Origin of the sequence: Streptomyces sp. URMC 123 (assembly GCF_051386515.1) — a bacterium.
In the GTDB taxonomy this organism is placed as follows: Bacteria; Actinomycetota; Actinomycetes; order Streptomycetales; family Streptomycetaceae; genus Streptomyces.
This window is the reverse complement of the sequence record NZ_JBPQTV010000023.1, coordinates 12,472-38,393: the sequence shown is the minus strand read 5'-3', so window position 1 is coordinate 38,393 and position 25,922 is coordinate 12,472. Positions and strand designations below refer to the sequence as shown.

Annotated in this window: 21 protein-coding genes and 2 riboswitches; of the genes, 7 read left to right on the top strand and 14 right to left on the bottom strand. The window is 72.3% G+C overall.

Annotation, left to right across the window (positions count from 1 at the left end):
* Positions 1–721 precede the first annotated feature (721 nt).
* Positions 722–1,228, top strand: a complete 507-nt coding sequence (locus ACSNOD_RS05635) for a DUF3995 domain-containing protein (RefSeq protein ID WP_436765618.1) — start codon at positions 722–724, stop codon at positions 1,226–1,228.
* A gap of 739 nt (positions 1,229–1,967) precedes the next feature.
* Here the strand turns inward: ACSNOD_RS05635 and ACSNOD_RS05630 are convergent.
* Positions 1,968–2,810, bottom strand: coding sequence for a thioesterase family protein (locus ACSNOD_RS05630; RefSeq protein ID WP_436765617.1), 843 nt, complete (start codon positions 2,808–2,810; stop codon positions 1,968–1,970).
* Positions 2,811–3,074: 264 nt separating this feature from the next.
* Between ACSNOD_RS05630 and ACSNOD_RS05625 the strand changes: the two genes are divergently transcribed.
* Positions 3,075–3,692: a trimeric intracellular cation channel family protein gene (locus ACSNOD_RS05625; RefSeq protein WP_436765616.1), complete on the top strand. Its 618-nt coding sequence runs from the start codon at positions 3,075–3,077 to the stop codon at positions 3,690–3,692.
* A 201-nt stretch (positions 3,693–3,893) separates the two neighbouring features.
* Entirely contained in the window at positions 3,894–5,252 is a 1,359-nt protein-coding gene (locus ACSNOD_RS05620) for an MFS transporter (RefSeq protein WP_436765615.1), read from the top strand.
* Here ACSNOD_RS05620 and ACSNOD_RS05615 read toward each other — a convergent pair.
* The 8 genes from ACSNOD_RS05615 to ACSNOD_RS05580 form a co-directional block, all read right to left on the bottom strand.
* Complete coding sequence (locus ACSNOD_RS05615; protein WP_436765620.1) at positions 5,249–6,325, bottom strand: ABC transporter ATP-binding protein; 1,077 nt, start codon at positions 6,323–6,325, stop codon at positions 5,249–5,251. The genes ACSNOD_RS05620 and ACSNOD_RS05615 overlap by 4 nt on opposite strands.
* 62 nt (positions 6,326–6,387) lie before the next feature.
* The gene (locus tag ACSNOD_RS05610) at positions 6,388–7,464 is read right to left on the bottom strand and encodes an ABC transporter ATP-binding protein (RefSeq protein ID WP_436765614.1); all 1,077 of its coding nucleotides are present in this window, start codon (positions 7,462–7,464) and stop codon (positions 6,388–6,390) included.
* Positions 7,461–8,471, bottom strand: a complete 1,011-nt coding sequence (locus ACSNOD_RS05605; protein WP_436765613.1) for an ABC transporter permease — start codon at positions 8,469–8,471, stop codon at positions 7,461–7,463. Before ACSNOD_RS05605 ends, ACSNOD_RS05610 begins: the two co-directional genes overlap by 4 nt.
* A 68-nt stretch (positions 8,472–8,539) precedes the next feature.
* On the bottom strand, positions 8,540–10,300 hold the full coding sequence (locus ACSNOD_RS05600; protein ID WP_436765612.1) for an ABC transporter substrate-binding protein: 1,761 nt from the start codon (positions 10,298–10,300) through the stop codon (positions 8,540–8,542).
* A gap of 59 nt (positions 10,301–10,359) precedes the next feature.
* Entirely contained in the window at positions 10,360–11,358 is a 999-nt protein-coding gene (locus ACSNOD_RS05595) for an ABC transporter permease (RefSeq protein ID WP_436765611.1), read from the bottom strand.
* Positions 11,359–11,842: 484 nt separating this feature from the next.
* Complete coding sequence (locus ACSNOD_RS05590) at positions 11,843–12,592, bottom strand: enhanced serine sensitivity protein SseB C-terminal domain-containing protein (RefSeq protein ID WP_436765619.1); 750 nt, start codon at positions 12,590–12,592, stop codon at positions 11,843–11,845.
* A gap of 199 nt (positions 12,593–12,791) precedes the next feature.
* Positions 12,792–13,688 carry an enhanced serine sensitivity protein SseB gene (locus tag ACSNOD_RS05585; protein ID WP_436765610.1) on the bottom strand — a complete coding sequence of 299 codons (897 nt, stop codon included), beginning with the start codon at positions 13,686–13,688 and terminating at the stop codon, positions 12,792–12,794.
* Between the two features lie 128 nt (positions 13,689–13,816).
* Positions 13,817–14,563 (bottom strand): AAA family ATPase, encoded by a 747-nt coding sequence (locus tag ACSNOD_RS05580; protein WP_436765609.1) that lies wholly within the window; start codon positions 14,561–14,563, stop codon positions 13,817–13,819.
* Between the two features lie 338 nt (positions 14,564–14,901).
* Positions 14,902–15,009, top strand: a riboswitch (glycine riboswitch).
* Positions 15,010–15,115: riboswitch (glycine riboswitch) on the top strand.
* A 47-nt stretch (positions 15,116–15,162) separates the two neighbouring features.
* Here ACSNOD_RS05580 and gcvT point away from each other — a divergent pair.
* From gcvT to ACSNOD_RS05560, 4 genes are all read left to right on the top strand, one after another.
* Positions 15,163–16,293: a glycine cleavage system aminomethyltransferase GcvT gene (gene gcvT / locus ACSNOD_RS05575; RefSeq protein ID WP_436765608.1), complete on the top strand. Its 1,131-nt coding sequence runs from the start codon at positions 15,163–15,165 to the stop codon at positions 16,291–16,293.
* 152 nt (positions 16,294–16,445) lie between these two features.
* Positions 16,446–16,823 (top strand): glycine cleavage system protein GcvH, encoded by a 378-nt coding sequence (gcvH, locus tag ACSNOD_RS05570; protein WP_436765607.1) that lies wholly within the window; start codon positions 16,446–16,448, stop codon positions 16,821–16,823.
* An 87-nt stretch (positions 16,824–16,910) separates the two neighbouring features.
* Positions 16,911–18,176, top strand: a complete 1,266-nt coding sequence (glyA, locus tag ACSNOD_RS05565) for a serine hydroxymethyltransferase (RefSeq protein WP_436765606.1) — start codon at positions 16,911–16,913, stop codon at positions 18,174–18,176.
* Between the two features lie 183 nt (positions 18,177–18,359).
* Positions 18,360–19,742: an L-serine ammonia-lyase gene (locus ACSNOD_RS05560; protein ID WP_436765605.1), complete on the top strand. Its 1,383-nt coding sequence runs from the start codon at positions 18,360–18,362 to the stop codon at positions 19,740–19,742.
* A gap of 53 nt (positions 19,743–19,795) precedes the next feature.
* Here the strand turns inward: ACSNOD_RS05560 and ACSNOD_RS05555 are convergent, their stop codons facing one another.
* The 5 genes from ACSNOD_RS05555 to ACSNOD_RS05535 form a co-directional block, all read right to left on the bottom strand.
* Entirely contained in the window at positions 19,796–20,995 is a 1,200-nt protein-coding gene (locus ACSNOD_RS05555; RefSeq protein ID WP_436765604.1) for a hypothetical protein, read from the bottom strand.
* A 452-nt stretch (positions 20,996–21,447) separates the two neighbouring features.
* Positions 21,448–21,951 (bottom strand): ATP-binding protein, encoded by a 504-nt coding sequence (locus ACSNOD_RS05550; RefSeq protein WP_436765603.1) that lies wholly within the window; start codon positions 21,949–21,951, stop codon positions 21,448–21,450.
* 287 nt (positions 21,952–22,238) lie between these two features.
* Positions 22,239–23,006, bottom strand: a complete 768-nt coding sequence (locus tag ACSNOD_RS05545) for an enoyl-CoA hydratase/isomerase family protein (protein WP_436765602.1) — start codon at positions 23,004–23,006, stop codon at positions 22,239–22,241.
* A gap of 49 nt (positions 23,007–23,055) precedes the next feature.
* Positions 23,056–24,351: a L,D-transpeptidase gene (locus ACSNOD_RS05540; RefSeq protein ID WP_436765601.1), complete on the bottom strand. Its 1,296-nt coding sequence runs from the start codon at positions 24,349–24,351 to the stop codon at positions 23,056–23,058.
* A 196-nt stretch (positions 24,352–24,547) separates the two neighbouring features.
* The gene (locus tag ACSNOD_RS05535; RefSeq protein ID WP_436765600.1) at positions 24,548–25,741 is read right to left on the bottom strand and encodes a L,D-transpeptidase; all 1,194 of its coding nucleotides are present in this window, start codon (positions 25,739–25,741) and stop codon (positions 24,548–24,550) included.
* Positions 25,742–25,922: the final 181 nt, after the last annotated feature.

Below are 25,922 nucleotides of genomic sequence, written 5' to 3'. Positions count from 1 at the left end.
GCATCGAGGTGCCGGAGATGCTGGAGCCGCCGCCGGACGAGGACGACGACGCGCGGAGATCGGCGACGAGGCGCATGCGGGCAGCGGAGGAGAGCTGACGCTGCTGGGCCAGGTCGCCGACCCGGCTCAAGTAGTCGTAGACGAGCTGATCGGTCTCGATCCCCACGGAGTCCCCTGCGGGTGTTTTCGGTGGCTGTCACGACCGTACCGGGTCGCTCCGCGGGTTGCGTGAGGTTGCGCGGCGTTTCCCTCCGGGTGGTCTGCGCGACGTCCCCGTTGTGGGTCGCCCCTGCCGCGACCGACGCGTTTCCCGGCCGAAGGCCGGGGATTCCCGCGCCTTCGGTGCGGAGCACCACCCCACCCCGGCCTTCGGCCGGGGCAAAGACCCCCCGCCCCTTCGGGGCGGGAGAGGAGGGTCGCGCCTTCGGCGCGGGGTTTGGGGGTTGCGGTCGTGCGCCCGGTGGTCGGGTGGGTCGGTGCCGCGCCGGGGTACCTCCTCGGCGGCGCACCGTGCGGGTTGTTCTTCGGCTCCCCCTGGGAGCATGTGCGCCGCGCTGCGGGGGCACCCCGCCACGTCCCCTCCGGCCCGTAGCGCGTCGCGCCCGCGGTGGGGGGTGGACAACCATCGGGGGTTGCTGCCGTCCCTCGGCTCTCCGGCCACTTCATTCCCGCTCCGGGACGGCCCCCTGGCACAAGCGATCACGTGAATCGGTCACATGGCATGCTCCTCGACATGCGCGGGGATCAGCGGGACAGGACGACGCCGGGGTCGTGGGGGCGTGTCGCGTGTGCCTGGGCGGTCGCCTTCGCCCTGCTGCATTTCTACTGGGCGCTGGGCGGCGACTGGGGCCTGAGCGTCTCGGCGGGGCCATTGGCCGAGGAACGCCCCACGTGGTTCGTGGCCGTGGGCTTGTGGGGTGTGGGAGCGCTGTGTCTTGCCGGCGGTGCGCTGGGATGGCTTCTCGCCCTGCCGCGGCCCCGTGGCCTTGCCGGACGAGCGGTCGCGGCTCTGGGCTGGTGTGTCTGCGCTGTGCTGCTGGTGCGTGGCGTCGCGGTGGAACTGCTGCTGCTGTCCGACACCGGAGGCCAAGGGGTGGACATAGGTCCGGAGCAGCGGTTCTGGACGCTGGTCCTGTGGAATCCCTGGTTTCTCACTGGCGGTCTCCTCTTCGGCCTGGCGGCGAGGAAGTTCGCGAGAGCGACGGACCGGAGCAACAGGACCGCCTGACCCGGCTGCCTTTCTCCGGCGAAGCCGGAGCCGATTGCGGCACAGGAGATCGCGGATCACGGCCCGGCCACGCACTCAGGGAGCGTGTAACCCCCACCCAGCTTTGTGCGCCCATGCCACCGGAGGGGACGTAGCGGGGTGCCCCCGCAGCGCGGCGCACGAGACGGCGAGAAAGCCGAAGAAGCCACGTGCACGTGCGCCGCCGAGGAGGTACCCCGGTGCGGCACCGACACCCGCAACCCACGGGCGCCGCAAACACCACCCCACCCCCCGGCCGAAGGCCGGGGCAAAAAACCCGCCCCTTCGGGGCGGGAAGGGGGGTCGCGCCGAAGGGGCGGGAAAGCTCGTGCCGGCCGAAGGCCGGGGAAGCCCCCGCGCCTTCGGCGCGGGAAAAGGAAGGCTTCGCGCGCCGAAGGCCGGGGCAACACCCGCCCCTACGGGGCGGGGAAGTGAGTGTCGCGCCGCAGGTCGGGGCAAGCAACCCGCCCCTTCGGGGCGGGAAAGTGGGGTCGGCCCGAAGGCCGAGGCAAAGAGCCCGCGCCTTCGGCCGGGGCAAAGACCTCGCCCCTGCGGGGCGGGGAAGCAACGACGGTCACGTCACGGACGACTCACGACGGGAACGTCGCGCAAACCACCCCGGAGGGAACGTCGCGCCAACCTGCCCGGAGGGCACACCTCACGGACAACGCACAACGGGGACGTCGTGGGGACCACCCCGGAGGGAACGTCGCTAGCCCGTTCAGGACGCCGCGCGAGCGAGCTGGCGGGACTGGGCGACGAGGCGATCCTCCGCATCCCAGACCTCCGCGTCCTCCTCCAGAAAACCCCCCGCGAGGTTCCGCGTGACGATCGCCACCCGCAGCGGCCCCGGGGCCGGCCGCGCCCGTACGTGCACCGTGAGCTCCACGGTCGGCACCCAGCCCGCGAGCCCGAGGTCGAACCCCGTGGGCGGCAGCGCGTCGACGGCGAGCAGCAGGGACAGCGGGTCGGGGTCCCGCCCGTCGGCGAGCCCGAACCACCCCCGCATCTCCCCGCGCCCGGAGGGCGCGCCGACGGCCCAGCCACTGGTGGCGGGGTCGAGCCGCAGGTCGATGCGGTCGACGATGGCCGTGCTGCCCCGGAACGGCGCCGCGCTCTCCGGCGCGTCGGCGGTCGAGAGGCAGTGCTCGCGCGGCGGCATCGCCGGCGGCTTGGCGCTGGTGCGGACGTCGTCGGCGAGCGCGTCGAGGTCGCCGTACGAGGCGAGCACCCGGATGCGCTCGACCTCGGCGCCGTTCTCGTCCCGCTGGTACAGCGATGCCTGGCCCGTGGAGAGCGTGCGGCCGGCCCGCGCGACCTGGGTGCGGATGACCGCGGGCCCCGGCTGGGAGGCCGTCAGGTAGTGGGCGGTGATGCTGAAGGGGTCGGGGTGCGGAAGGGCCCGCCCCAGGGCGCGGCCGAGGACCGCGAGGAGGTAGCCGCCGTTGACGGCCTGGACGATGGTCCAGCCCGCGGAGAGCTCCGCCTCGTAGACGCCGTCCCCGCGGGGGACTACGGCGGTGTCGCGGTCGAACTCGCTGTTACCGATGGTCGCCTGTGCCATGCGCGCACGCTACACCGAAAAGTTACTCGCCGGTAGGGTCGGCGGGGAAGCGGAACGGCGCCGGCCGACCCGTGGCGCGGGGCGCCCCCGCCGCCCCCGGGATCAGGCAGAACACCGAGGCGGGCGGAACCGCCCGCCGAGCCCCGCTTGAGATGATGCGCCCGTGCTCCCACCGCGGAGCCGGGCGCTCCGCTTCGGCGGGAGCCCGGCGCGCCGCGAGCCCCGACGGGAGTGACGGACCCGACCCGACCTTGGGAACGCGACATGCTGCACGTGCTGTATCTGGTGGGAGTCTCGGCGTTCGCGGCCAGCGGGGTGCTGGCCGCGCACCGGGCGAACATGGACCCCTTCGGCGGGGTGGTCCTGGCCTTCGCGGCCGCGATCTCCGGCGGCACGCTGCGCGATCTCATCCTGGACCGCCACCCGTTGTACTGGACGCACGACTGGGTGCTGCTGACGGTGATCACCGCGGTCGCCGTCGGCACCATCCTCTATCTGCGCCACTGGCGGTTGCCCAAGACGTCCCTGCTGGTCGTGGACGCCATCGGACTCTCCGTGGTGACGGTGATCGGCGCCCGCGCCGCCATCTCGTCGGGCGCCACCCCGCTCGCGGTGATCATGCTGGCGGTGCTGACCGGCGTGGCCGGCGAGGTCATCCGCGACGTGCTGTGCGGGGAGTTCCCGCCGCTGCTGCTGCGCGAGGACGTGTACGCCACCGCCGCCCTGGCGGGCGCGGTGGCCTATCTCTCGCTGCACACGGTGGGCGTGGCGCCCACGCCCGCGGCCGTGCTCTCCGCGGGGACGGTGTTCGCCCTGCGCGTCGGCGCCATGTACTTCGGGCTGCATCTGCCCCGGCCCCACGGCCGCTCGGACCGGCCCTAGCCGGCGGTACGCGCTGCCGTCGGTCCCGCCCGGATCGACGGCCGCGACGGCCTTGCGGTTTCCGCAACGGTTTTGCCAATCCCGCAACGTTATTGGGCCGCGGGCGCCATCCGGTCCCAGCCTTGCCGGGCAGTGTTCCCGGATGTGAGAGGCGGACCCGTGACCGCGACCCTTGCCCCCCGACGGCCGGACGTTGGGCCCGTGCCGAGTGCGCGCAGGCGCTGGACGGTGCTGGCCGTCTGCTGTCTGAGCATGTTCCTGGTGGGCCTGGACACCACGATCGTCAATGTGGGTCTGCCGGCCATCGGGCGCGGCCTGGGGGTCGGGACGCGCGATCTCGAATGGATCGTGGACGCGTACGGCCTCGTTCTGGCCGGTCTTCTGATCTCCTCCGGCGCGCTGGCGGACCGCTTCGGACGCCGCCGCGTGTTCCAGTGCGGGCTGGCCGTGTTCGGCGTGGCCTCGCTGGCCTGTGCGCTCGCCCCGTCGGCGGGCCTGCTCGTCGCGGCCCGGGCCGCACAGGGTGTCGGTGCCTCCATGCTCAGCCCCGTGGCTCTCGCGATCGTGGTGAACGCGATGCCCGACCCCAAGGAGCGGGCGCGGGCGATCGGGATCTGGGCGTCGGTGTTCGGGCTGAGCATGGCCATCGGCCCCGTGACGGGCGGCGCTCTCCTCGCGGAGCTCGGCTGGCGGTCGCTGTTCTGGATCAACGCACCGGTCATCGCGGCCGCCCTGGTGCTCAGCGCGGTGTTCGTGCCGGAGTCCCGCGCGGAGCGGGCGCGGCGGCTCGACCTGCCCGGCCAGATCCTGCTGACGCTGGTCATCGGGGTCTCGGTGGGGGTCCTCATCGAGGGGCCGCACATCGGCTGGACGTCGGGTGCGGCGCTCGCCGGGTACGCGGGGGCCGCCGTGGCGACGGCCGGGTTCGTGTGGGTCGAGTCCCGCCGGCGCGAGCCGCTGATGGATCTGCGGCTCTTCCGGCACCCCGTCTTCAGCAGTGCCGTGCTGGGCGCGGTGGCACTCTTCGTCGCCCTGAACGTGACCCTGCTGCTGAACACCCTCTACCTCCAGCACACCCGCGGCTGGACGCCGTTGGCCGCCGGGGTGGCGACCCTGCCCATGGCCGTGGGGGCGACCGCCTGCGCGCCGTGGGCCGGCCGACTGGTCGGCCGTACGGGTCCGCGGCTGCCGCTGCTCCTGGCCGGCGGTTTCATCACGGCGGGCGGGCTGTCGCTGGTCCGGCTCTCCCCGCACACGAGCGTGCTCCTGCTGCTGGCGGCGTACTCGCTCATCGGCGTCGGGTTCGGCTTCGGCAACGCCCCGATCACCACCATCGCGGTGGGTGGGCTGCCGCTCGCCCGTGCCGGCGTGGCCGGGGCGATCACCTCCACCGCCCGCCAGCTCGGCTCCGCCCTCGGCATCGCCCTCGCCGGCGGTCTGGTCGCGGCCGCCGGCCCGGCGGAACTCGCCCACGCGTCCCGTCCGGGCTGGCTCGTGGTCGCCGCCTGCGGGGCGTTGCTCCTCCTCGTCGCCCGCGTGTCGCGGCCGAAGTCCGCCTAGGGTTCCGTGCCCCGCGCGGCACCCCCACCGGCAGCGGGAGCAGGACCGGAACCGGTCGCGGCGCCCTCGGAGGCCGGGTCCGGCTCCGGATGGTGGCACGCCACCTGGTGCCCCGTCCGCAGCGCCACCAGCGGCGGCTCCTGCTCCGCGCACACGTCCGTCGCCTTCCAGCACCGGGTGCGGAAGCGGCAGCCGGACGGCGGCGAGATCGGGGACGGCACATCGCCCTTGAGCAGGATGCGGCCCCGCTCGGTGCGCCGCCGGGGGTCGGGCACCGGGACCGCCGAGAGCAGCGCCTTGGTGTACGGGTGCAGGGGCGCGGCGTACAGCGAGGCGCGGTCCGAAAGCTCCACGATCTTGCCGAGGTACATCACCGCGATCCGGTCCGAGACATGGCGGATCACCGACAGGTCGTGGGCGATGATCACGTACGTGAGGCCCAGCTCCCGCTGGAGGTCGTCCAGCAGATTGACCACCTGGGCCTGGATCGACACGTCCAGCGCGGACACCGGCTCGTCGGCGACCACCAGCTTCGGCTTGAGGGCGAGCGCGCGGGCGATGCCGATGCGCTGGCGCTGGCCGCCGGAGAACTCGTGCGGATAGCGGTTGTAGTGCTCGGGGCTGAGGCCCACCAGCTCCAGCAGCCGCTGCACCTCCTTCTTCACCCCGCCCTCGGGCGTGACCTGCTGGAGCCGGAACGGCGTGCCCACGATCGACCCGACGGTGTGCCGGGGGTTCAGCGAGCCGTACGGGTCCTGGAAGATCATCTGGATGTCGCGGCGCAGCGGGCGCATCTTCCCCGGGCCCAGGTGCGTGATGTCGCGGCCCTCGAACTCGACCCGGCCGGCGGTGGGCTCCAGCAGCCGGGTGATGAGCCGGCCCATGGTCGACTTGCCGCAGCCGGACTCGCCCACCACGCCCAGGGTCTCCCCCGGGCGGACGTCGAAGTCGACGCCGTCGACGGCCTGGACGGCGCCGGCCTTGCGGCGGAGCACGCCCTTGGTGATGGGGAAGTGCTTGACCAGGCCGGCGACGCGCAGCAGCGGCTCCGGCGCGTCGGGCGCGCCCCCGATGGCGGTGTCACGGGGTGTCTTCGCGGTGTCGCGGGGTGTCTTCACGGTGTCTCGGGCAGCGGTCACAGCTTCGGCGCAATCTCTTCGGTCCAGATCCGGGTCCGGTCCTCCGGCGCCAGGTGGCAGGCCGAGAAGTGCCGGTCGCCGGCCTCCCGCAGCTCGGGGACCTCGGTGCGGGTGACCCCGCCCTTGGGTACGTCCGCGTAGGGGCAGCGCGGGTGGAACGCGCAGCCGCTGGGCACGTTGATGAGGCTCGGCGGCGAGCCCTTGACGGGGATCAGCCGGTCGGTCTGGTCGCGGTCGATGCGGGGCATCGAGCCCAGCAGGCCCCAGGTGTAGGGGTGCTGGGGGGCGTCGAAGACCCGGTCGGCGGGGCCGCGTTCGACGCACCGGCCGCCGTACATCACCAGGATGTCGTCGGCGAGCTCGGCGACCACGCCCAGGTCGTGGGTGATGATGACGACCGCGGAGCCGAACTCCCGCTGCAGGTCGCGGATGAGGTCCAGGATCTGCGCCTGGACGGTGACGTCCAGCGCGGTCGTCGGCTCGTCGGCGATGAGCAGTTCGGGGTTGTTGACCAGCGCCATCGCGATCATCGCGCGCTGGCGCATGCCGCCGGAGAACTGGTGCGGATGGTCGTCCACCCGCTTGTTCGGCTGGGGGATGCCGACCCGGTCGAGCATCTCCACGGCCCGCTTGCGGGCGGTCTTGCGGTCGACGTCGTGGTGCACCCGGTAGGCCTCCACGATCTGCTGGCCCACCGTGTAGTACGGGTGCAGGGCCGACAGCGGGTCCTGGAAGATCATCGCCATGTCGCGGCCGCGCAGCCGGCGCACCTCGTCCGGATCGGCCGAGATCAGCTCCTTGCCGCCGAGCCAGATCTCGCCGGACATCCGCACCCGGGCGCGCTGCTGCCGGGCGGCGCGGTGCAGGCCCATGATGGCGAGCGAGGTGACGGACTTGCCGGAGCCGGACTCGCCGACGATGCCGAGGGTCCGGCCCTTCTCCAGCTGGAAGGAGAGCCCGTCGACGGACTTCACCAGCCCGTCGTCGGTGGGGAAGTGCACCTTGAGGTCGCGCACGTCGAGGAAGGCCCGGGGAGCGCTGTCCTCCGGCCGGGTCCGGGAAGCCTGGGTCACGAGAGCCTCACCCGCGGGTCGACGGCGGCGTACAGCAGGTCCACCACCAGATTGCACAGGACGATGAAGAACGCGGCGAGCAGGGTGACGCCGAGGATGTTGGGCAGGTCGTTGTCGGTGATGGACTGGACGGCGAAGGCGCCGACGCCGGGGAGCGAGAAGACGCGTTCGGTGATGAGCGCGCCGCCGAGCAGCAGCCCGAGGTCCATGCCGAAGACGGTGATGATCGGGGTGAGCGCGGCCCGCAGCCCGTGCCGGACGATGACCTTCCGCTCGCGCAGCCCCTTGGCGCGGGCGGTGCGGATGAAGTCCTCGCTGAGGGTCTCCAGCATGCCGGCGCGGGTGAGCCGGGCGTAGAGCGCGGAGTAGAGGAAGGCGAGGGTGACCCAGGGCAGCACCATGTTGCTCGCCCACTCCCCCGGGCTCTCCGCGAACGGCACGTAGTGCACATTGGGGAAGAGCGCCCAGTTGTAGCTGAAGAGCGCCAGGGCGAGGGCGCCGGTGAAGAACATCGGCAGGGAGACGCCGGCGAGGGCGACGCCCATGGCGAGGCGGTCGAACCAGGAGCCGGGGCGCAGCGCCGAGATCACCCCGGTGGTGATGCCGGAGAGCAGCCAGAGCACGGCGGCGCCGGCGGCCAGGGAGGCGGTGACGGGCAGCCGCGAGGTGATCTCGGGCCAGACCTCGATATGGGTCTTGAAGGAGTAGCCGAAGCAGGGGACGTTGCAGGTCCCCGCGTCGGGGCCGAACTTGTACTCGATGCCGACGAACAGGCCCTTGAGGAAGTTCCAGTACTGCGCGTAGAGGGGCTGGTCGAGGCCGAGGTTGCGCTTGACCGCGAGGATGTCCTCGGGCGTGGGGCTCTTTCCGATGTACTGCTGGGCGAGCTGGTCGCTGGTCTGCCCGGCCAGCATCGGCAGCAGGAAGAAGATGCCGAAGGTGACCGCGCTGACGATCAGCAGCAGGACCACTGCGCTGATCACCCTGCGAATGAGGTACGAGAACACGGGGACGCGGCGTCGGTGCCCGCGAGCGCCGGCTCGCGGGCACCAATGCCTTCACCTGCCTTCCGGGGCTACTTCTTCGTGGTGCCGACGTTGAGGTAGTCGTACTGCCCGCTCCAGGCAGAGCTGGACACCATGTTGGTGGCGTACGGGGAGCGGTAGAGCAGCACCTTGAAGTAGGTGAGCGGCACGATGACCGCCTGCTCCATCATCTTCTTGTCCACCTCGGCGTACGCCTTCTCGCGGGCCGCCTTGTCGGGGTTGGCGATGGCGTCGTCGAGCAGCTTGTTGATCGTCGGGTCGTCCAGCTCGGAGAGGTTGGTGTTGCCGGACTTGCCGATGGCCTTCCCGTGCGCGATCTGCTGGAGGTAGCCGTAGCCGGTGGGGAAGTCGGAGCCCCACTGCATCATGATCAGGCCGATGTTCTCGCGCTTGTTGAACTCCGGGACGCCCGCGTAGTTCTGGAAGTACTTGCTGCCGGGGTACTGCTGGATCTTGGCGGTGACGCCGATCTTCTTCAGCGAGTCCACGATGGAGGTGGCGGCGTCGATCTCGTCCTGGCGCTCACTGCGCGCGGTGATGACGGTGTTGACGTTGCCGGCGCCGCACTTGTCCCAGTGCTCCTTGGCCTTGGCCAGGTCGCCCTTGCCGCCGTCGGTCGGGTACAGGTCGTACTTCCGGTAGCCGTCGAGGTCGGACGGGAGCACGGTGCTGGCGATGTCGCCGCGGATCGGGCCGCCCATGACGGTCTGCACGGCGGTCTTGTCGATCGCGTACTGCACCGCCTTGCGGCACTCGATGTTGTCGAACGGCGCCACCTTGGTGTTGATCGCCGTGTACACCAGGCGCTGGCCGTAGGCGTTGTCGGTGTTGTCCTTCTCCTTCGGCTTGTTCAGGATCTGCGCCTGCGTCTGGGCGTCGACGCCGCGGCCCGCCATGTCGATGAGGGTGTTGCCGGCCAGCAGGTCCTTGTCGATGGTGGACTGCTCCACCTTCATCCGCAGCACGATCCGGTCCGGGTACTGCTTGCGCAGCGGGTCGGTCTGCTCGGACCAGTGCGGGTTGCGGACCAGGACGACCTGCTTGCCCTCCTGGTAGGACTCGAACTTGTACGAGCCGGTGGACGCGATGCTCTTGGTGTAGTCGGCGCCCTTGTCCTTGGCGCGCGGCACCGGGGCGGTCTGCGGGGCGCTGACGAGGTAGTCGAACTCCGCGAACGGCCGGTTCAGCCGGAAGACGATGGTGTGGTCGTCCGGCGTCTCGATGGCCTTCAGGCCCTCCGCGGCCCGGTCCTTGTCCTTGTACGGGCCGTTGTACTTCGGCTCGTCGTTCGGCAGGAGCTGCTGGAAGTAGTTGGGGCCGAGGGAGAGCGTCTCGCGGGCGAAGTTGGAGCGCTCCACCGCGTACTTGACGTCCTTGGCGGTCACCTCGGTGCCGTCGTCGTACTTCACCCCCTTGCGGATCTTGTACGTCCAGGTCTTGCCGCCGTCGCTGGCCTGGCCCATCGACTCGGCGAGGTCCGGGACGAGCTCGTTGCCCTTCGGGCCGGGGGCCGGCTTGAAGGTGGTCAGGGGGCGGGCGTACAGCCGGCTGAAGTTGTAGACGAAGGCGTAGTACGTGTTGCCCGGGTCGAACGACTCGGGGGCGTCGGCCATGGCGTAGGTGACCGTGCCGCCCTTCTTGTCGGAGACGTTGACGATGCCGGTGGTGGCCGCGTTGGCCTTGGCCTCGCCCTTCTTGTCCCCGTCGCTCTTGCTGCCACCGCAGCCGGCCAGCAGCAGGCCCGCGCCGGTGAGGGCCGCGATCGCCGCGACCGGGAATTTTCTTGGCATGATGGGCTTCGATCCCCTTCGGTTCTCGGAGAGTTGACTGGTGAAGCGCCGTTTCGGCGTCAGCGGCTGCGCGGGTCCAGCGCGTCCCGCAGGCCGTCACCGAGGAGGTTGAAGGCGAGCACGGTGACGAAGATCGCAAGGCCGGGGACGAGCATGTACTGGGGGTCCACCTCGTAGAAGTCGACGGCCTGGTTGAGCATGCCGCCCCAGGACGCCTGCGGCGGCTGGATGCCGACGCCCAGGAAGCTCAGCGCCGCCTCGAAGAGGATGTTGGACGGGATCAGCAGGGTGGAGTACACGACGATCGGACCCACCAGGTTGGGCAGCAGCTCCCGGAAGAGGATGAACGGGCCCCGGGCGCCCATGCCCTGGGCCGCGGAGACGAACTCCCGCTCCCGCAGCGACAGCGTCTGCGCCCGCACGATGCGGCCCATGTAGGGCCAGTTGAAGAACCCGATCACGAAGATCAGTACGGCGATGTGGAGCGGCAGCCCCTCCAGCCCGAACGCGCCGCCCTGGAGCGAGGCGGAGATCGCGATGGCGAACAGCAGCAGCGGGAAGGCGAGGAAGACATCCATCAGCCGGCTGATCAGCGTGTCCACCCGGCCGCCGTAGTAGCCGGCGATCACCCCGAGGACCGTGCCGATCGCGTTCGCCAGCACGGTGGCGCCGAACGCGACGATCAGCGACACCCACGAGCCCTCGAGCACCCGCGCCAGCAGGTCGCGGCCGAACTTCGGGTCCACGCCCAGCGGGTGGTCCCAACTCATGCCGCCGAAGCCGCCCTTGGGGAGCGTGGTGCTCGGGTCGATCAGCCCCTGGTTGGGCGCGTTCGGGTCCAGGCCCAGCAGCGCCTGGAGGGGGCGGGAGAGCGCGGCGACCAGGATCAGCAGCACGACCACCACCCCACCGGCCACCGCGAGCTTGTCGCGGCGGAAGCGGAGCCAGGCGATCTGCCCGAGCGAGCGGCCCTCGATCCGCTTGCTCTCGACGCCCTGCAACACCGCTTCCGGCTGCGCCTCGGCAGCGGCTCCGGTGGTTTCGATCGGTGCGGTCACGGTGCTCTGGCCCCTCTCGGCCGGCACGGACCGGCCCACGCGCGCCGCCGAGGCGGCATTCGTTCACAACACAGGTGCGCTTGCTCTTCGCGGTACGGGTGCTTCGTCGCGGTGCGGTGCGGTGCTCTTCGCTGTGCGGTGGTGCTCGCGGTACGGGTGCTTCGTCGCGGTGCGGAGTCGTGCTCGCGGTGCGGTGTGCGTCGTGCTGTTCGCTGTGCGGTGGTGCTCGCTGTGCGGAAGGTGCGCTGGTCGCGGTGGTGTTCACTGATCGCGGTGCGTCACGGGACGCGCGGTCCACGGGCGTCCGCCCGGGTCGCCGACCCCGTGGCGGGAGTCTTCATCCGGTTCGCGATCACCCGCCAGACCTGGCGGGGAATGGATGCGCAACTGTGATGTGACCCACTGTCTTCCGTTATCCGGACAGGGGAACCGGCTCAGCGGGGATTCCGTACGGGCGCCGGCGGGGGTCCTCGCGCGGCGCGCGTCAGTACGGGCGCGGCTGCCAGTTGGGGGGAGCCACGGGCAGCATCGGCGGTACGACCGTGCCGCCGTACGCGTCCCGGTCGAAGAACGGCCGCGCGCCGGCCCGCATCCACATCGCCACCGGGTCGTACTCGTCGGACATCGCCACCGTCGACACCGGCAGCCCCTCCGGCACCGCGTCGATGGACTGCCCCATCATCACCCGCACCGCCTCGACGGCCTGCGGCCCGTTGTCGTACAGGTCCAGCCCGATGGCCAGGTACGGGGCGCCGACGGCGGGCTGCACCCAGGCCCTGCGCAGCGAGCGCACCACCGGGGTGCGGTGCGCGTTCTGGGTCAGCAGCGCGTAGAACTGCGGGATGTCGATGGACGGTTCGCTCAGCCGCAGCGGGCCGGCGGGCAGCCGGTCGAGGCCGAGGGCGATCCGGCGCAGATCGGCCCAGGGGATGCCGACGCCGCCGCCGGGGGCGTGCGGGTTGAGCCACAGGCCCCAGCGCTCGGGGTAGAGCGAGCGGGCGATCTCCCAGCCGGGGACCACCTCGTGGGCGCGGGTCCAGCCGCTGGCGGCGAGCTCCTGGGGGGACGTCGCGCAGGGGGCGTAACCGAGGCCGTCGACGGCCATGTTGCCGTACTGGGCGTCGGGCGAGCCGGGGGTGCCGTGCCAGAGCAGCATCCACACCTGGCCCTCGGCGAGGGCCCGCAGCAGCGCCTCGTAGGCGTCGTACCGTCCGGGCGTGACCTGCCGCAGCATGTGCTCGACGGCACCGGTCGCCGCCGTGCCGCCTCCCGCGCCCGCGCTCACCTGGGTACGCCCCTTCTCCTCGGCCTGTGCCCGCCGGCCCGATCCCCCGGCCGCGTCGGGGCACGTCGGCGCGCCCCGTCCGGTCATCCAACCAGCTTACGAGCCCCTGGAGACAGGGGCTCGCCCACTCCGGCGCGCCGCGGACCTGTCAAGGGGCGGGGAAGCCGTCCCCGGCGTAGGTGCCGGTGGGCTCCGCGGTGTGGAAGGGGCGCAGCCGGCCCGCCATCCAGATGGCGACCGGATCGTCCGTCACATCGAGGAAGACCAGCTGGACCGGCCACGGGACGGGGGCCGCGCCGAGCGCCCGGCCGAGGGCGTCCATGACGGCGGCGCGGTCCTCGGGCTCGTGGCGCAGCAGTTCGACGCCGATGAAGAGCGCGGGCGGGTCGCCCTCGACGCTGGCGAGGGCGCGCCGGGCGGTGCGGACGAGGCCGTGGCCCAGGCCCGCGAACTCGCCGGCGGCCTTGGCCAGGAACTCGACCGGCTCCTCCTGCCAGTCCGGCTCGAACAGCCGGACCCGGCCGCCGGTCGGCAGGCCGGACGCGGCGTCCATCGGGGCGAGGCCGCCGAGCTCCGGGCCGCCCGTGCGGCAGAGCTCGGCGACGGCGAGCGGCGGCAGGGGCATGCCGACGGCGCCGTCCGGGTTGACCGCGATGCCGAGCTGCGGGGGCAGCCCGCGGGCGAAGTCGCGGGCCGGCGCGACGGCGAAGGACATGTGGTCGCCGACGACCTGGCGGAACTGCTGCTCCGAGCTGAAGACGGGGACGTAGGCGAACCCGCCGATGTCCACGGTGGGCAGGTCGAGGCCGCGGCTGTCCGGGCCGCCGCCCTTGGGCAGCGGCACCCAGACGTGGCTGCGCCCCAGCACCTCGACGAGGCGGGCGCCGGCGCCCTCGACACCGACGGAGGCGAGGAGCACCTCCTCCAGCTCATTGCACGGGAAGGACGGGAAGGACGAGGCCGGCGGGGAGGACGGGAAGGGGAGGTGCCCGGTCCCGTCGGGGTGGGCGTACGCGTGGTCCGGTGCGTGCTCCGGGAAGCTCATCTCGTGTCAACCGCCGTCTCGTCCGACCTGCTGCCGTGCGGGGGCACCCTAACGCCTCCGGCGGGGGCGGGTGCGGGCGGTTCGCGATTCGGGGCCTCGGCGAAGCGCCGGGGCTCGAAGCGCCGGGCTCAGTCGAAGGCGATCGCGTCGAGCGAGGCGGCCGCGGAGCGGTCGAGGAGGACGGCCGTGGCCACCCCGCGCGGCAGCCGGCCGCACTCCGCGCGGGCCACCAGCGCGCCGACCGCCCGCCGGTGGCGCCCGAACGCGTAGCCGGACACGCCCCGGCCCCGCGCGGCCTGGCCCTCGAGCGCCGTCTCGGGGGGCACGTCGAGCAGCACCAGGTGGAGCGCGCGCCCGCGCCGCCGCGCGTCCCGGGCCAGCCAGCGCCGCACCCAGGAGAGCGTGCCGCAGTCGTGCACCACGACGCTGTCGCCGGAGGCCAGCGCCCGCCGCAGCCCGTCGTAGTGCGCGATCCGCACCAGCGGCCGGTACGCCGCGTACGGCAGGGGCAGGAAGCCGGGCATCGCCCGCTCCCAGCGGTCGCGGACGTCCTGCGAGTCGATCCGCCGCACGGCGCCGCCCCGGTGGTCGAGCGGCGCGGTGGCCCGCTCGATCAGGGTGCTCTTGCCGCTGCCGGGCAGACCGGAGACGACCACGACGTCGCCCGCCGGATAGCGCAGCTCCCCGGCCCCCGGGGCGGACCCGGCCGCGCCCGGCCCGCCGCGCAGGTCGACGACCGCGGCCGTCCGGCCGGGCCGCACCGTCTGCCGCCGTGGTGCCCCGTCCGTCACCCGCGCCCCGTTCACCGCCGGCGGCGCGTCGGCCGCGTCGACCACCGTTGTCGTCACCTCGGTCACCGGTGTCACCTCAGCCATATCGGCCACCTTCGTCACATTGGTCACCGGCGTTACGTCCGCCCTGCCGATCGAGCCGCTCATACCGGCCGCCCCGGCCGGACCGGCCACCCCGGCCAGGCCGCTCCGACCGCCCGGCCCGGCCCGCCGTGCCGCTCCGGGCGCCCGCCGCGGCACACCCCCGTATCCACCATGCCCGTGCTGCACCGTGATCGCCCTCCCCGGTCCGGTCACTGCGGCCCCTGCCGGCAGAGTTTCAAGAAAAGGTAATGCCGTACAACCTCGTAACCTTCCCACCGGGCCGCCCGAAGTTCGCCGTGCCGTGCAATGATGTGCGCGCCAACTCCATACCGGCCGCTTGAATCCGTGCGGGAGAGTCCCCGCCCCGGCCGCCGTGCCGGGCGCCGGGGCGCCGAAGGAGCAAGTCCTCCCTTGAATCTCTCAGGCCCCCCTACCGCACGGGCGAGGCACATCTGAAAAGCGAGCCGCTGCGCGGTTCCACCCAAGGTGCAAGCCGCCCCCCGACGCGGGGCCGCGGCGAACCTCTCAGGTTCCGATGACAGATGGGGAGGCTGTGTTTGATTCGACAGAGCCTCCGCCACCATGTCTGGAGCCGAACCATGACGGACACCGCCGCCCCCCGCCGGACCGCGCTCGACGCGCTGCACCGCTCGCTCGGCGCGACCATGACCGACTTCGCGGGCTGGGACATGCCGCTGCGCTACGGCAGCGAGCGCGAGGAGCACCTGGCGGTCCGCGGCCGGGCCGGTCTCTTCGACCTCTCGCACATGGGCGAGATCACCGTCCTCGGTCCGCGCGCCGGTGAGCTGCTGGACTACGCGCTGGTCGGCAACCTCTCCGCGCTGGCGGTCGGCCGGGCCCGCTACACCATGATCTGCGACGCGGACGGCGGCATCCTGGACGACCTCATCGTGTACCGCCTCGCCGACGAGGAGTACATGGTGGTCGCCAACGCCTCCAACGCCCAGGTGGTGCTGGACGCGCTGACCGAGCGCGCCGCGGCCCTGGGCGGCTCCGGCGCGACCGTGCGGGACGACCGGGACAACTACGCCCTGCTCGCCGTCCAGGGCCCCGAGTCCCCCGGCATCCTGCGCTCGCTGACCGACGCCGACCTGGACGGGCTGAAGTACTACGCGGGCCTGCCGGGCACCGTGGCCGGCGTGCCGGCGCTGATCGCCCGCACCGGCTACACCGGCGAGGACGGCTTCGAGCTGTTCGTGGCGCCCGGGGACGCCGAGGCGCTGTGGCGGGCGCTGACGGACGCGGGCAAGGACGCCGGGCTGGTGCCCTGCGGGCTGTCCTGCCGGGACACCCTGCGGCTGGAGGCGGGCATGCCGCTGTACGGGCACGAGCTGACCACCCGCACCACGCCCTTCGACGCCGGCCTGGGCCGGGTGGTGAAGTTCGAGAAGGCGGGCGACTTCGTGGGCCGCGCGGCCCTGGAGGAGGCCGCCCGGCGGGCCGGCGAGCGGCCGCCGCGCACGCTGGTCGGCCTGGTCGCCGAGGGCCGCCGGGTGCCGCGGGCGGGCTTCGCGGTGGTGGCCGGCGGCGAGGTGATCGGCGAGGTCACCTCCGGTGCCCCCTCCCCCACGCTCGGCAGGCCGATCGCCATGGCGTACGTGGACGCGGCCCACGCCGCGCCCGGCACCGAGGGCGTCGCCGTGGACATCCGGGGCGCCCACGAGCCGTACGAGGTCGTGGCGCTGCCCTTCTACAAGCGCGAGCGCTGATCATCGGTTTCGGTTCGCGCCCCGGGGCGGAATCGTTTCATCCGTTCCGACGCGTCCACTCGGGCACGGTCGGCGGGTCGTTTGCGTCACATCCGTCCCACCTGTCAAGACCCCATTAACGAGCACACCCGCGTATCCAGGAGAATCAGGCCATGAGCAACCCCCAGCAGCTTCGCTACAGCAAGGAGCACGAGTGGCTCACCGCCGCCGAGGACGGCGTGTCCACCGTGGGCATCACCTCGCACGCGGCCGACGCCCTCGGTGACGTCGTCTTCGTGCAGCTCCCCGAGGTCGGCGCCGTCGTCACCGCGGGCGAGTCCTGCGGCGAGCTGGAGTCGACGAAGTCGGTCAGCGATCTCTACGCGCCGGTCTCCGGTGAGATCACGGAGATCAACGAGGCGGTCGTGAGCGACCCGTCGCTGGTGAACTCCGCCCCCTTCGGGGACGGCTGGCTGTTCAAGGTGCGCGTCGACGGGGAGCCGGACGACCTGCTCTCCGCCGACGAGTACACGGCCTTCACCGCCGGCTGACCCGCCCGGCCCCTGCGGTCCGACGGCCCGCCCCTCCCCCTCTCCGACCTCTCGACACGGGACCGACCCCGCCCGGACAGGATTGTGATGTCGCTTCTCAACAGCTCCCTGCACGAGCTCGACCCGGATGTCGCCGCCGCGGTCGACGCCGAGCTCCACCGCCAGCAGTCCACCCTGGAGATGATCGCCTCCGAGAACTTCGCCCCGGTGGCGGTGCTCGAGGCCCAGGGCTCGGTGCTCACCAACAAGTACGCCGAGGGCTACCCCGGCCGCCGCTACTACGGCGGCTGCGAGCACGTGGACGTCATCGAGCAGCTCGCCATCGACCGGATCAAGGCGCTGTTCGGGGCCGAGGCCGCGAACGTGCAGCCGCACTCCGGCGCCCAGGCGAACGCCGCCGCGATGTTCGCCCTGCTCTCCCCCGGCGACACCATCCTGGGTCTGAACCTCGCCCACGGCGGGCACCTGACCCACGGCATGAAGATCAACTTCTCCGGCAAGCTCTACAACGTGGTCGCCTACCACGTCGACGCCGAGACCAACCGGGTCGACATGGAGGAGGTCGAGCGGCTCGCCAAGGAGCACCGGCCGAAGCTGATCATCGCCGGCTGGTCGGCGTACCCCCGCCAGCTCGACTTCGCCGCGTTCCGCCGGATCGCGGACGAGGTCGGCGCGTACCTGATGGTCGACATGGCGCACTTCGCCGGCCTGGTGGCGGCGGGGCTGCACCCGTCGCCGGTGCCGCACGCGCACGTCGTCACCACCACCACCCACAAGACGCTGGGCGGCCCCCGCGGCGGTGTGATCCTCTCCACGGCCGAGCTGGCCAAGAAGATCAACTCCGCGGTCTTCCCCGGGCAGCAGGGCGGCCCGCTGGAGCATGTGATCGCCGCCAAGGCGGTGGCCTTCAAGGTCGCGGCGAGCGAGGAGTTCAAGGAGCGCCAGCAGCGCACGCTGGAGGGCGCCTCGATCATCGCCGAGCGGCTGACCCGCGCCGACGTGGCCGAGGCGGGCGTCTCGGTGCTCTCCGGCGGCACGGACGTGCACCTGGTGCTGGTGGACCTGCGCGCGTCCGAGCTCGACGGGCAGCAGGCCGAGGACCGGCTCCATGAGATCGGCATCACGGTCAACCGGAACGCCATCCCCAACGACCCCCGGCCGCCGATGATCACCTCCGGGCTGCGGATCGGCACCCCGGCCCTCGCCACCCGCGGCTTCGCGGCCGAGGACTTCGCCGAGGTCGCGGACGTGATCGCGGAGGCGCTGAAGCCGTCGTACGACGCCGAGGCGCTCAAGGCCCGGGTGTCCGCGCTGGCCGCGAAGCACCCGCTGTACCCCAACCTGACGAAGTAGCCGGACCGCCGCCCGGGGCCCTCCCGAAGGGCTCCGGGCGGCCCCGGCCCGGGCCCGTGGTCGAACCACACCTCCGGCACCCCGCACACTGGAGAGTGCGCGGGATGCCCGCCGCGCGCCCCGGAGCCCCCACCGGGCACCACCTGAACCACCCACCACGAGCAGACATGGGAGTCCGCCACCGTGGCCATCTCCGTATTCGATCTCTTCTCCATAGGCATCGGCCCCTCCAGTTCCCACACCGTGGGTCCGATGCGGGCTGCCCGGATGTTCGTGGGCCGCCTGAAGAAGGACGGTCTGCTCGCCCAGACGGCCGCCGTGCGCGCCGAGCTGTTCGGCTCGCTGGGCGCCACCGGCCACGGCCACGGCACGCCCAAGGCGGTGCTGCTCGGCCTGGAGGGCCACTCCCCGCGCACCGTCGACGTCGAGACCGCCGACGCCGAGGTCGAGCGCATCCGCGCCACCAAGCGGCTGCGGCTGCTCGGCGCGGAGATCGGCGCAGCGCACGAGATCGACTTCGACGAGCCGAGCCAGCTCATCCTGCACCGCCGCCGGGCGCTGCCGTACCACGCCAACGGCATGACGCTCTTCGCCTACGACGAGGCGGGCGCGCCGCTGCTGGAGAAGACGTACTACTCCGTCGGCGGCGGCTTCGTCGTGGACGAGGACGCGGTCGGCGAGGACCGGATCAAGCTCGACGACACGGTGCTGACGTACCCCTTCCGCACCGGTGACGAGCTGCTGCGGCTCTCCCGGGACACCGGCCTGTCCATCTCCGCGCTGATGCTGGAGAACGAGAAGGCCTGGCGCACGGAGGAGGAGATCCGCGCGGGTCTGCTGGAGATCTGGCGCGTGATGCAGGCGTGCGTGGCCCGCGGCATGTCCCGCGAGGGCATCCTGCCGGGCGGCCTCAAGGTCCGCCGGCGCGCCGCGAACTCCGCCCGGCAGCTGCGCGCCGAGGGCGACCCGCAGGCCCGCGCCATGGAGTGGATCACCCTGTACGCCATGGCGGTCAACGAGGAGAACGCCGCCGGCGGCCGGGTGGTCACCGCGCCGACCAACGGCGCCGCGGGCATCATCCCGGCCGTGCTGCACTACTACATCAACTTCGTCCCCGGGGCCGACGAGGACGGCGTGGTCCGCTTCCTGCTGGCCGCGGGCGCGATCGGCATGCTCTTCAAGGAGAACGCCTCCATCTCCGGCGCCGAGGTCGGCTGCCAGGGCGAGGTCGGCTCCGCGTGCTCCATGGCCGCCGGCGGCCTGGCCGAGGTCATGGGCGGCACGCCCGAGCAGGTCGAGAACGCCGCCGAGATCGGCATGGAGCACAACCTGGGCCTGACCTGCGACCCGGTCGGCGGTCTGGTCCAGATCCCCTGCATCGAGCGCAACGGCATGGCCGCGGTGAAGGCCGTGACCGCCGCGCGGATGGCGCTGCGGGGCGACGGCCGCCACCACGTCTCCCTCGACAAGGTCATCAAGACCATGAAGGAGACCGGCGCGGACATGAAGGTCAAGTACAAGGAGACCGCGCGCGGCGGCCTGGCCGTCAACGTCATCGAGTGCTGAACCGGTGTGTGCCGGGCCGCGTCGGCGGTCCGGCACGCACCGATCGCCCCCGGTCAGCGGAAGATGCCGGTGTGGCCCAGGGAGTAGCGGCCCGGCTGGGGGTAGACCGCGAGGCCGTGGGGACCGCCGCCGACCGGGATCTCGGCGATCTGGCGACCCGTGCGGGTGTCGATCGCGTAGACCTCCGAGTCGTACCGGCCGGAGAGCCACAGCACGTTCCCGTCCGCCGAGACCCCGCCCATGTCGGGGCTGGCGCCGTCCGAGAGCTTCCACTTCGCCGTGAGCTTCTCGCCGGCGAAGTCCAGCACGGAGACGGTGCCCTCGCCCCGGTTGGAGATGTACATCGACTTCGAGTCCCGGCTCACATAGAGGCCGTGGCAGCCCTTGCCGGTGGGCATCAGCTTCGGGGTGGTGAACCGGTCGCCGTCGAGCACCCACATGCCGTGCGCCATCATGTCGGCGATGTACCAGGTCTTGCCGTCCGGCGAGAGCTTCACGTCCTGGGGCATGGCGCCCTTGAACGGCAGCCGCTGCTGGCCGATGATCTCCATCTTCGCCGTGTCGACCTTGAGCAGCTCCCCGGAGAACTCGCAGGAGACGATGAAGTAGCGGCCGTCCGGGGAGAAGTCGGCGTGGTTGACGCCGTAGCAGGAGACCGGGACGGTCTTCCTGATCTCCATGGTGTGCGGGTCGCGGAACACCAGCTCCCGGTCGGCCGAGGCCATGACCACGGCGTACTTGCCGTCCGGGGTGAAGTAGAGGTTGTACGGGTCGTGCACGTCGACCGGGGCGCCGACCTTGCCGGTGGCCGGGTCGATGGGGGTGAGCGTATGGCCGCGGTTGTTGTTGACCCACAGCGTCTTGAGGTCCCAGGAGGGCACCACGTGCTGGGGCTGCACCCCGACCCGGAGAGTCTCGACCACCTTGTACGTCTTCGGGTCGATCACCGACACCGTGTTGGAGGTGGTGTTCGGCACATAGACCCGGGAGGGGAAGTCCTTCACCACGGGCGAGAGCATGCCGGGCCGGTCGGCGGCGTAGATGTCCTTCGGGTCCAGCACGGGCGGCATGCCCGGCAGGCCGGCCGGGGCCGCCTGGCGGCCCGCGCCGGGGGACGCCGAGCGCGCGTCCCGCGTGGCGTCCGCGGCGCGCCCGCGGGAGCCGGACCCCGACCCGGAGTCCGAACAGGCCGCCGCGGTGACGACGAGGGCGGCGGCGAGCAGCGCCGCGGCGCGGCGGGCGAAGGTGCGCATCGAACTCCCCGGACCGGTTGGAGGACACCTGCTGGTGCTCACGCGCATATTGAAGAGCGGGCGAGCGCGTACGCGCGCCACTACTCCTTTCACGGGCGTTTTGAAATCGGCCATTCAGCCACCCTTGAATCATTCGCGATCATGCATACTTGCCGTCACTTTGCAGGCCAGTGGTGCAGCTCACCTTGGATCGTCTAGACCAGGGCTCCGTTATGTCCCCCTTTATCGGCCTTCTCGGCGTTGGCGGACGGGCGGCCGGTCTGCGATAGTCGGTGGCACGACCCCCATTGACCCGGGCCAGGTCGTGAGTCCGCCGCGAGCACACCCCTATCGCCCGCGGCGTCGACACAAAGGCCCCCGGGCCGCCGGTGACGGCGGCTGGGGGCCTTTCGCATGCGGGGGTCTGCGTCGGCGTGGCCATGGGGGGCGTCAGCGGTCGCGGGTCCGGGGCGTCAGCGGTCGTTCACCCGCATCTCGAACCAGGTCGTCTTGCCCCGGGGCAGCAGATCCACGCCCCATCGGTCGGACAGCTTGTCCACCAGGAAGAGCCCGCGGCCGCTGATGTCCATCTCCTGCACCGGCATCAGACAGGGCAGTCCGCGCGAGGGGTCGCGGACCTCCACCCGGAGCCGACCCCGGGGCCGCACCATCCGCAGCCCGAAGGTGCGCGCCCCGGTGTGCCGCACGGCGTTGCCCACCAGCTCGCTGACGAGCAGCACGGCGTGCTCGGCGATCTGCGGGGAGAGGCCCCAGTGGCGGAGCACCACCGACTGGGTCAGCCGGCGGGCGGTGCCCGCCGACTCCGGGCGGGACGGCAGCCGCACCTCCTCGACCGTGGGGTTGCCGAAGAGCTCCAGCGCCCTGAGCGCGTTCTCGTCCTCGACGGACGGCACCCAGCGCGCGGCGGCCGTGCCGGTTGCCCGACGCGGCTGCTCCATTCCTTCGAGGCCCGCCATGCCCCCCATGATGGCCGTCCGCCGTGGCGGCCGGGGCCGGAACCAGGTGATTGCATTTGCCGGAATGTCCGCTTCCGACGGGGGCGGCGGCATATGCCGATGGCTGCCCAGGGCCCGGGCGACCCATGCTGACCTGCGCCGATACCCATGGCGCGGCGCTCGGCCGGGGGGCGGAACGGGCGCGTCGTTAAGGTGCCTTTAAGCCGCCCCTAATTCCCCCGCAAGGGGCATTGCCGGACCCGGGCGTCCACCCGGGCCCGGCACGTGCGGGCCGAACTGCCCCCGGATCAGCGGAACTTGGCCTTCCCGGGGCCCTCCTCGACGAAGCTGCGCATGCCGATCTCCCGGTCCTCGGTCGCGAACAGCCCCGCGAACCAGGTGCGTTCGATGGCCAGGCCGGTGTCGATGTCCGCCTCGAGGCCGGCGTCCACCGACTCCTTCGCCGCCCGGAGCGCCAGGGCCGGGCCCTGGGCCAGCTTCGCCGCCCAGGCGTGCGCCCGCGCGTACACCTCGTCGGCCGGGACCACCCGGTCCACGAGCCCGATGGCGAGCGCCTCGTCCGCGGTGACATGGCGCCCGGTGAAGATCAGGTCCTTCGCCCTGGCCGGGCCGACCAGCCGGGCCAGGCGCTGGGTGCCGCCGGCGCCCGGGATCAGCCCCAGCAGGATCTCGGGCTGGCCGAGCCTGGCGTTCTCCCCGGCGATCCGAATGTCGGCGCAGAGCGCCAGCTCGCAGCCGCCCCCGAGGGCGTAGCCGGTGACGGCGGCGACCACCGGCTTGGGGATGCGCGCCACGGCGGTGAAGGAGTCCTGGAGGGCCTTGGACCGGGCCACCATGGCCGCGTGGTCCATGGCCTGCATCTCCTTGATGTCCGCGCCCGCCGCGAACACCTTCTCACCGCCGTACAGCACCACGGCGCGCACGTCGTCCCGGCGCGCCGCCTCCTCGGCGATCTCGCGCAGCCGGTCCTGGGTGGCGATGTCCAGGGCGTTCATCGGCGGGCGGTCCAGACGGATGGTGCCCACGCCTTCGGCGACCTCAAGATGCACAGTCATGGGGGCAGGTTAGCCGCCGTTAACGGCGGTGCCTACGGGTGCCCCCGGCTCACTGCTGCGGCTTGATCCACTCGCTCCAGTCCATGTTCCAGCCGTTGAGGCCGTTCCACGGCTGGATCTGCTTGTCCTTGGAGTTCTTCACCACGACCACGTCACCGACCAGCGAGTTCTGGAAGAACCAGGCCGCGGGCGTCTCCGGGTCGCCGCCGCCGCGCACGTCGAACAGGCCCACACAGCCGTGGCTGGCGTTGACCTTGCCGAACGTCGACCGGCCCGACCAGTAGTTGCCGTGGATGAAGGTGCCGGAGGTGGACAGCCGCATCGCGTGCGGCACGTCCTTGATGTCGTACTCGCCGCCGAAGCCGACCGTGTCGCCGTTCATCCGGGTCACCTTGTACTTCTCGGTGATCACCATCTGGCCGTTGTAGGTGGTGGTGGCGGGGGCCCCGGCGGAGATCGGGATCGTCTTGATCAGTTGGCCGTCGCGGGTGACCGTCATCTGCTTGGCCTGGGCGTCCACCACGGAGACCTGGCTGCGGCCGACGGTGAAGTTCACGGTCTTCGACTGGGTGCCGTAGACGCCCTTGGAGCCCTCGACGCCGTTGAGGTCGAGCTTGACGGTCACCTTGGTGCCGGCGGCCCAGTACTTCTCCGGCCGGAAGTCCAGCCGGTCCTTGCCGCCGACGTCGAACCAGTGGCCCTCGACCGGCACGGCCGGCTCCGCGGTGACCTTGACCGCCTGCTCGACCTCGCGCTTGTTGGTGATCTGCCGGTTGAAGACGATCGAGACCGGCATGCCCACGCCGACGGTCTCCCCGTTCTCGGGGGTGAAGTCGCCGATGAAGGTGCCCTTGGGGACCAGGGTGGTGAACGTGGCGTTCTTCGCCGACTCGCGGCCGGCCTCGTCCTTGGCCACGGCGTTCACCGTGTAGGTGGTGCCGGCGCCCAGGTGTCCGGTGGGCTGCCACGCCGAACCGTCGTCGGATATCTTCCCGTCGAGCGTATTGCCCTTGGAGTCGGTGGCCTTCACCGAGGTGAGCCGGCCCTTCTCGGCCGTCACCTTCAGGGTGGAGTAGGGCGCCACGTCCTGGGCGCCGTCCTTCGGGGATATCTTGACGACGGCCTGGGAGGCCCGGGTGTCCACCCCGGCGCTCCCGGCCTTGTCCGCCCGGCCCGCGTCCTCGCCGCCCCCGCCGCCGCAGGCGGTGCCCAGCAGCAGCAGCGCGCCGAGCGGCAGCGCGATCAGACCTCTGACTCCTCGGCCGGCCCCTCGACGGCCCGGGCCGCCGCCCCCTCGCCGACTCCGCCGACCCCGCGGCGCCCCCGATATCGGCTGCACGTTCACGGTGAACTCTCCCTCTCACCCGGACCCGTACCGCGGTCCGCTCCCCTGCGCGTCTGACGCGCGCACGGCGATTAGATAACCACACGGTCGGACGGGTGACTGCCCTCCCATGTCACCATTCGGTCCCAACTGGCGCACATGTCGGACGCGGCGGGGTGCCGGGCGGGGCGGAGGGCCGGAGGCAGGTCCCGGCGGCTCAGCCGGAGGACAGCGCCGACCCCGCCCGCCAGGCGCGCCAGTCCATGTTCCAGCCGCCCAGGCCGTTGTCCGGGGCGACCACGCGGTCGTCGCTGCCGACCACCTCCACCACGTCGCCGACGAGGGTGTCGGCCCAGAACCAGCCCGCGGGGGTGGTGACGGACCCGCCGCGCACATCGCGCAGCCCGATGCAGCCGTGGCTGGTGTTCGCGGTGCCGAAGGTGTCCTCGGGGGCCCAGTAGTTGCCGTGCAGAAACGTCCCGGAGCGGGTGAGCCGGAGGGCGTGCGGCACATCGGGGATGTCGTACTCGCCGCCGAAGCCCACCGTGTTCCCGTTCATCCGGGTCATCTCGTAACGCTCCATCACCACCATCTTCCCGTTGTAGGTGCTGCTCTCCGGGGCGCCCGCGGTGATGGGCAGGGTGGCCACCGGGCGGCCGTCGCGGCGCACGGTGAGGGTGTGCCGGGCGGCGTCGACCAGAGCGGACCGGTCGCGGCCGACGGTGAACCGCACGGTCTTGTGCTGGCTGCCGTACGCCCCCGGCGCGCCCTTCACATCGCGCAGCCGCAGCCGGACGGTGACCCGGGTGCCGGGGCGCCAGTAGTGGCGGGGGCGGAAGTCCAGCCGGCGGGGGCCGAACCAGTGCGCGGCGATCTCCACCGGGGGGTCGGCGGTGACCCGGATGGCGCGCTCCACGGCGGCGCGCCGGGTCACCGCGCGGTTGAAGTCGAAGGAGACGATCATTCCGGTGCCGACGGTGGAGCCGTGCTCGGGCCGGAAGAAGCCGATGAGGCGCTGCCGGGGCGCCGCGGTGGTGAAGGTGGTGTGCCGGGCGGAGCGGCGGCCGTGGCCGTCCAGGGCGACGGCGGCCACGGTGTATCGGCTGCCCGCCGCCAGCTCATGGCCCGGGGCGGGGCGCCAGGTCAGCCCGTCGGCGCCGATCCGGCCCGCGACCGGATCGCGCTCGCCGTCCCCCGCCCGTGCCACCCGTACGCGCTCCAGCCGCCCGTCCGGCACCGACACCTCCAGCCGGGCGTCGGGGCGCACGCCCGTGGCACCGTCCGCCGGGAGCACCCGGATCGCCTCCTCGGGCGGGCGGGGCGCGCCGCCCAGCCCCAGGTCCGCCACCTGACATCCGGTCAGCGCCAGCGTCAGCGCGGCCAGCGCCCCCACGGCCCACCGTCTCGCCACCTCGTCCACGCCGGGCCCAACGAGCGGGCGGGGCGCGGAGCAACGTGACGGGGCGCCCGATCGGGGGCAGAACAGCGGGGAGACCAGCGGGTGACGGGCGGGGGCCGGGCCGGCCGGGACGCCGTGCGCCCTCGCGGTCCGGGGCCCGTCTTGCGACCATGGCAGGCGGCCGTCCGGACCG

Coding starts and splice junctions, on each gene's coding strand:
- ACSNOD_RS05635 (WP_436765618.1), top strand. CDS start 722: ATGCTCCTCGACATGCGCGGGGATCAGCGGGACAGGACGACGCCGGGG.
- ACSNOD_RS05630 (WP_436765617.1), bottom strand. CDS start 2,810: ATGGCACAGGCGACCATCGGTAACAGCGAGTTCGACCGCGACACCGCC.
- ACSNOD_RS05625 (WP_436765616.1), top strand. CDS start 3,075: ATGCTGCACGTGCTGTATCTGGTGGGAGTCTCGGCGTTCGCGGCCAGC.
- ACSNOD_RS05600 (WP_436765612.1), bottom strand. CDS start 10,300: ATGCCAAGAAAATTCCCGGTCGCGGCGATCGCGGCCCTCACCGGCGCG.
- ACSNOD_RS05590 (WP_436765619.1), bottom strand. CDS start 12,592: ATGCTGCGGCAGGTCACGCCCGGACGGTACGACGCCTACGAGGCGCTG.
- ACSNOD_RS05585 (WP_436765610.1), bottom strand. CDS start 13,688: ATGAGCTTCCCGGAGCACGCACCGGACCACGCGTACGCCCACCCCGAC.
- ACSNOD_RS05580 (WP_436765609.1), bottom strand. CDS start 14,563: ATGGCTGAGGTGACACCGGTGACCGAGGTGACGACAACGGTGGTCGAC.
- gcvT (WP_436765608.1), top strand. CDS start 15,163: ATGACGGACACCGCCGCCCCCCGCCGGACCGCGCTCGACGCGCTGCAC.
- gcvH (WP_436765607.1), top strand. CDS start 16,446: ATGAGCAACCCCCAGCAGCTTCGCTACAGCAAGGAGCACGAGTGGCTC.
- glyA (WP_436765606.1), top strand. CDS start 16,911: ATGTCGCTTCTCAACAGCTCCCTGCACGAGCTCGACCCGGATGTCGCC.
- ACSNOD_RS05555 (WP_436765604.1), bottom strand. CDS start 20,995: ATGCGCACCTTCGCCCGCCGCGCCGCGGCGCTGCTCGCCGCCGCCCTC.
- ACSNOD_RS05550 (WP_436765603.1), bottom strand. CDS start 21,951: ATGGCGGGCCTCGAAGGAATGGAGCAGCCGCGTCGGGCAACCGGCACG.
- ACSNOD_RS05545 (WP_436765602.1), bottom strand. CDS start 23,006: ATGACTGTGCATCTTGAGGTCGCCGAAGGCGTGGGCACCATCCGTCTG.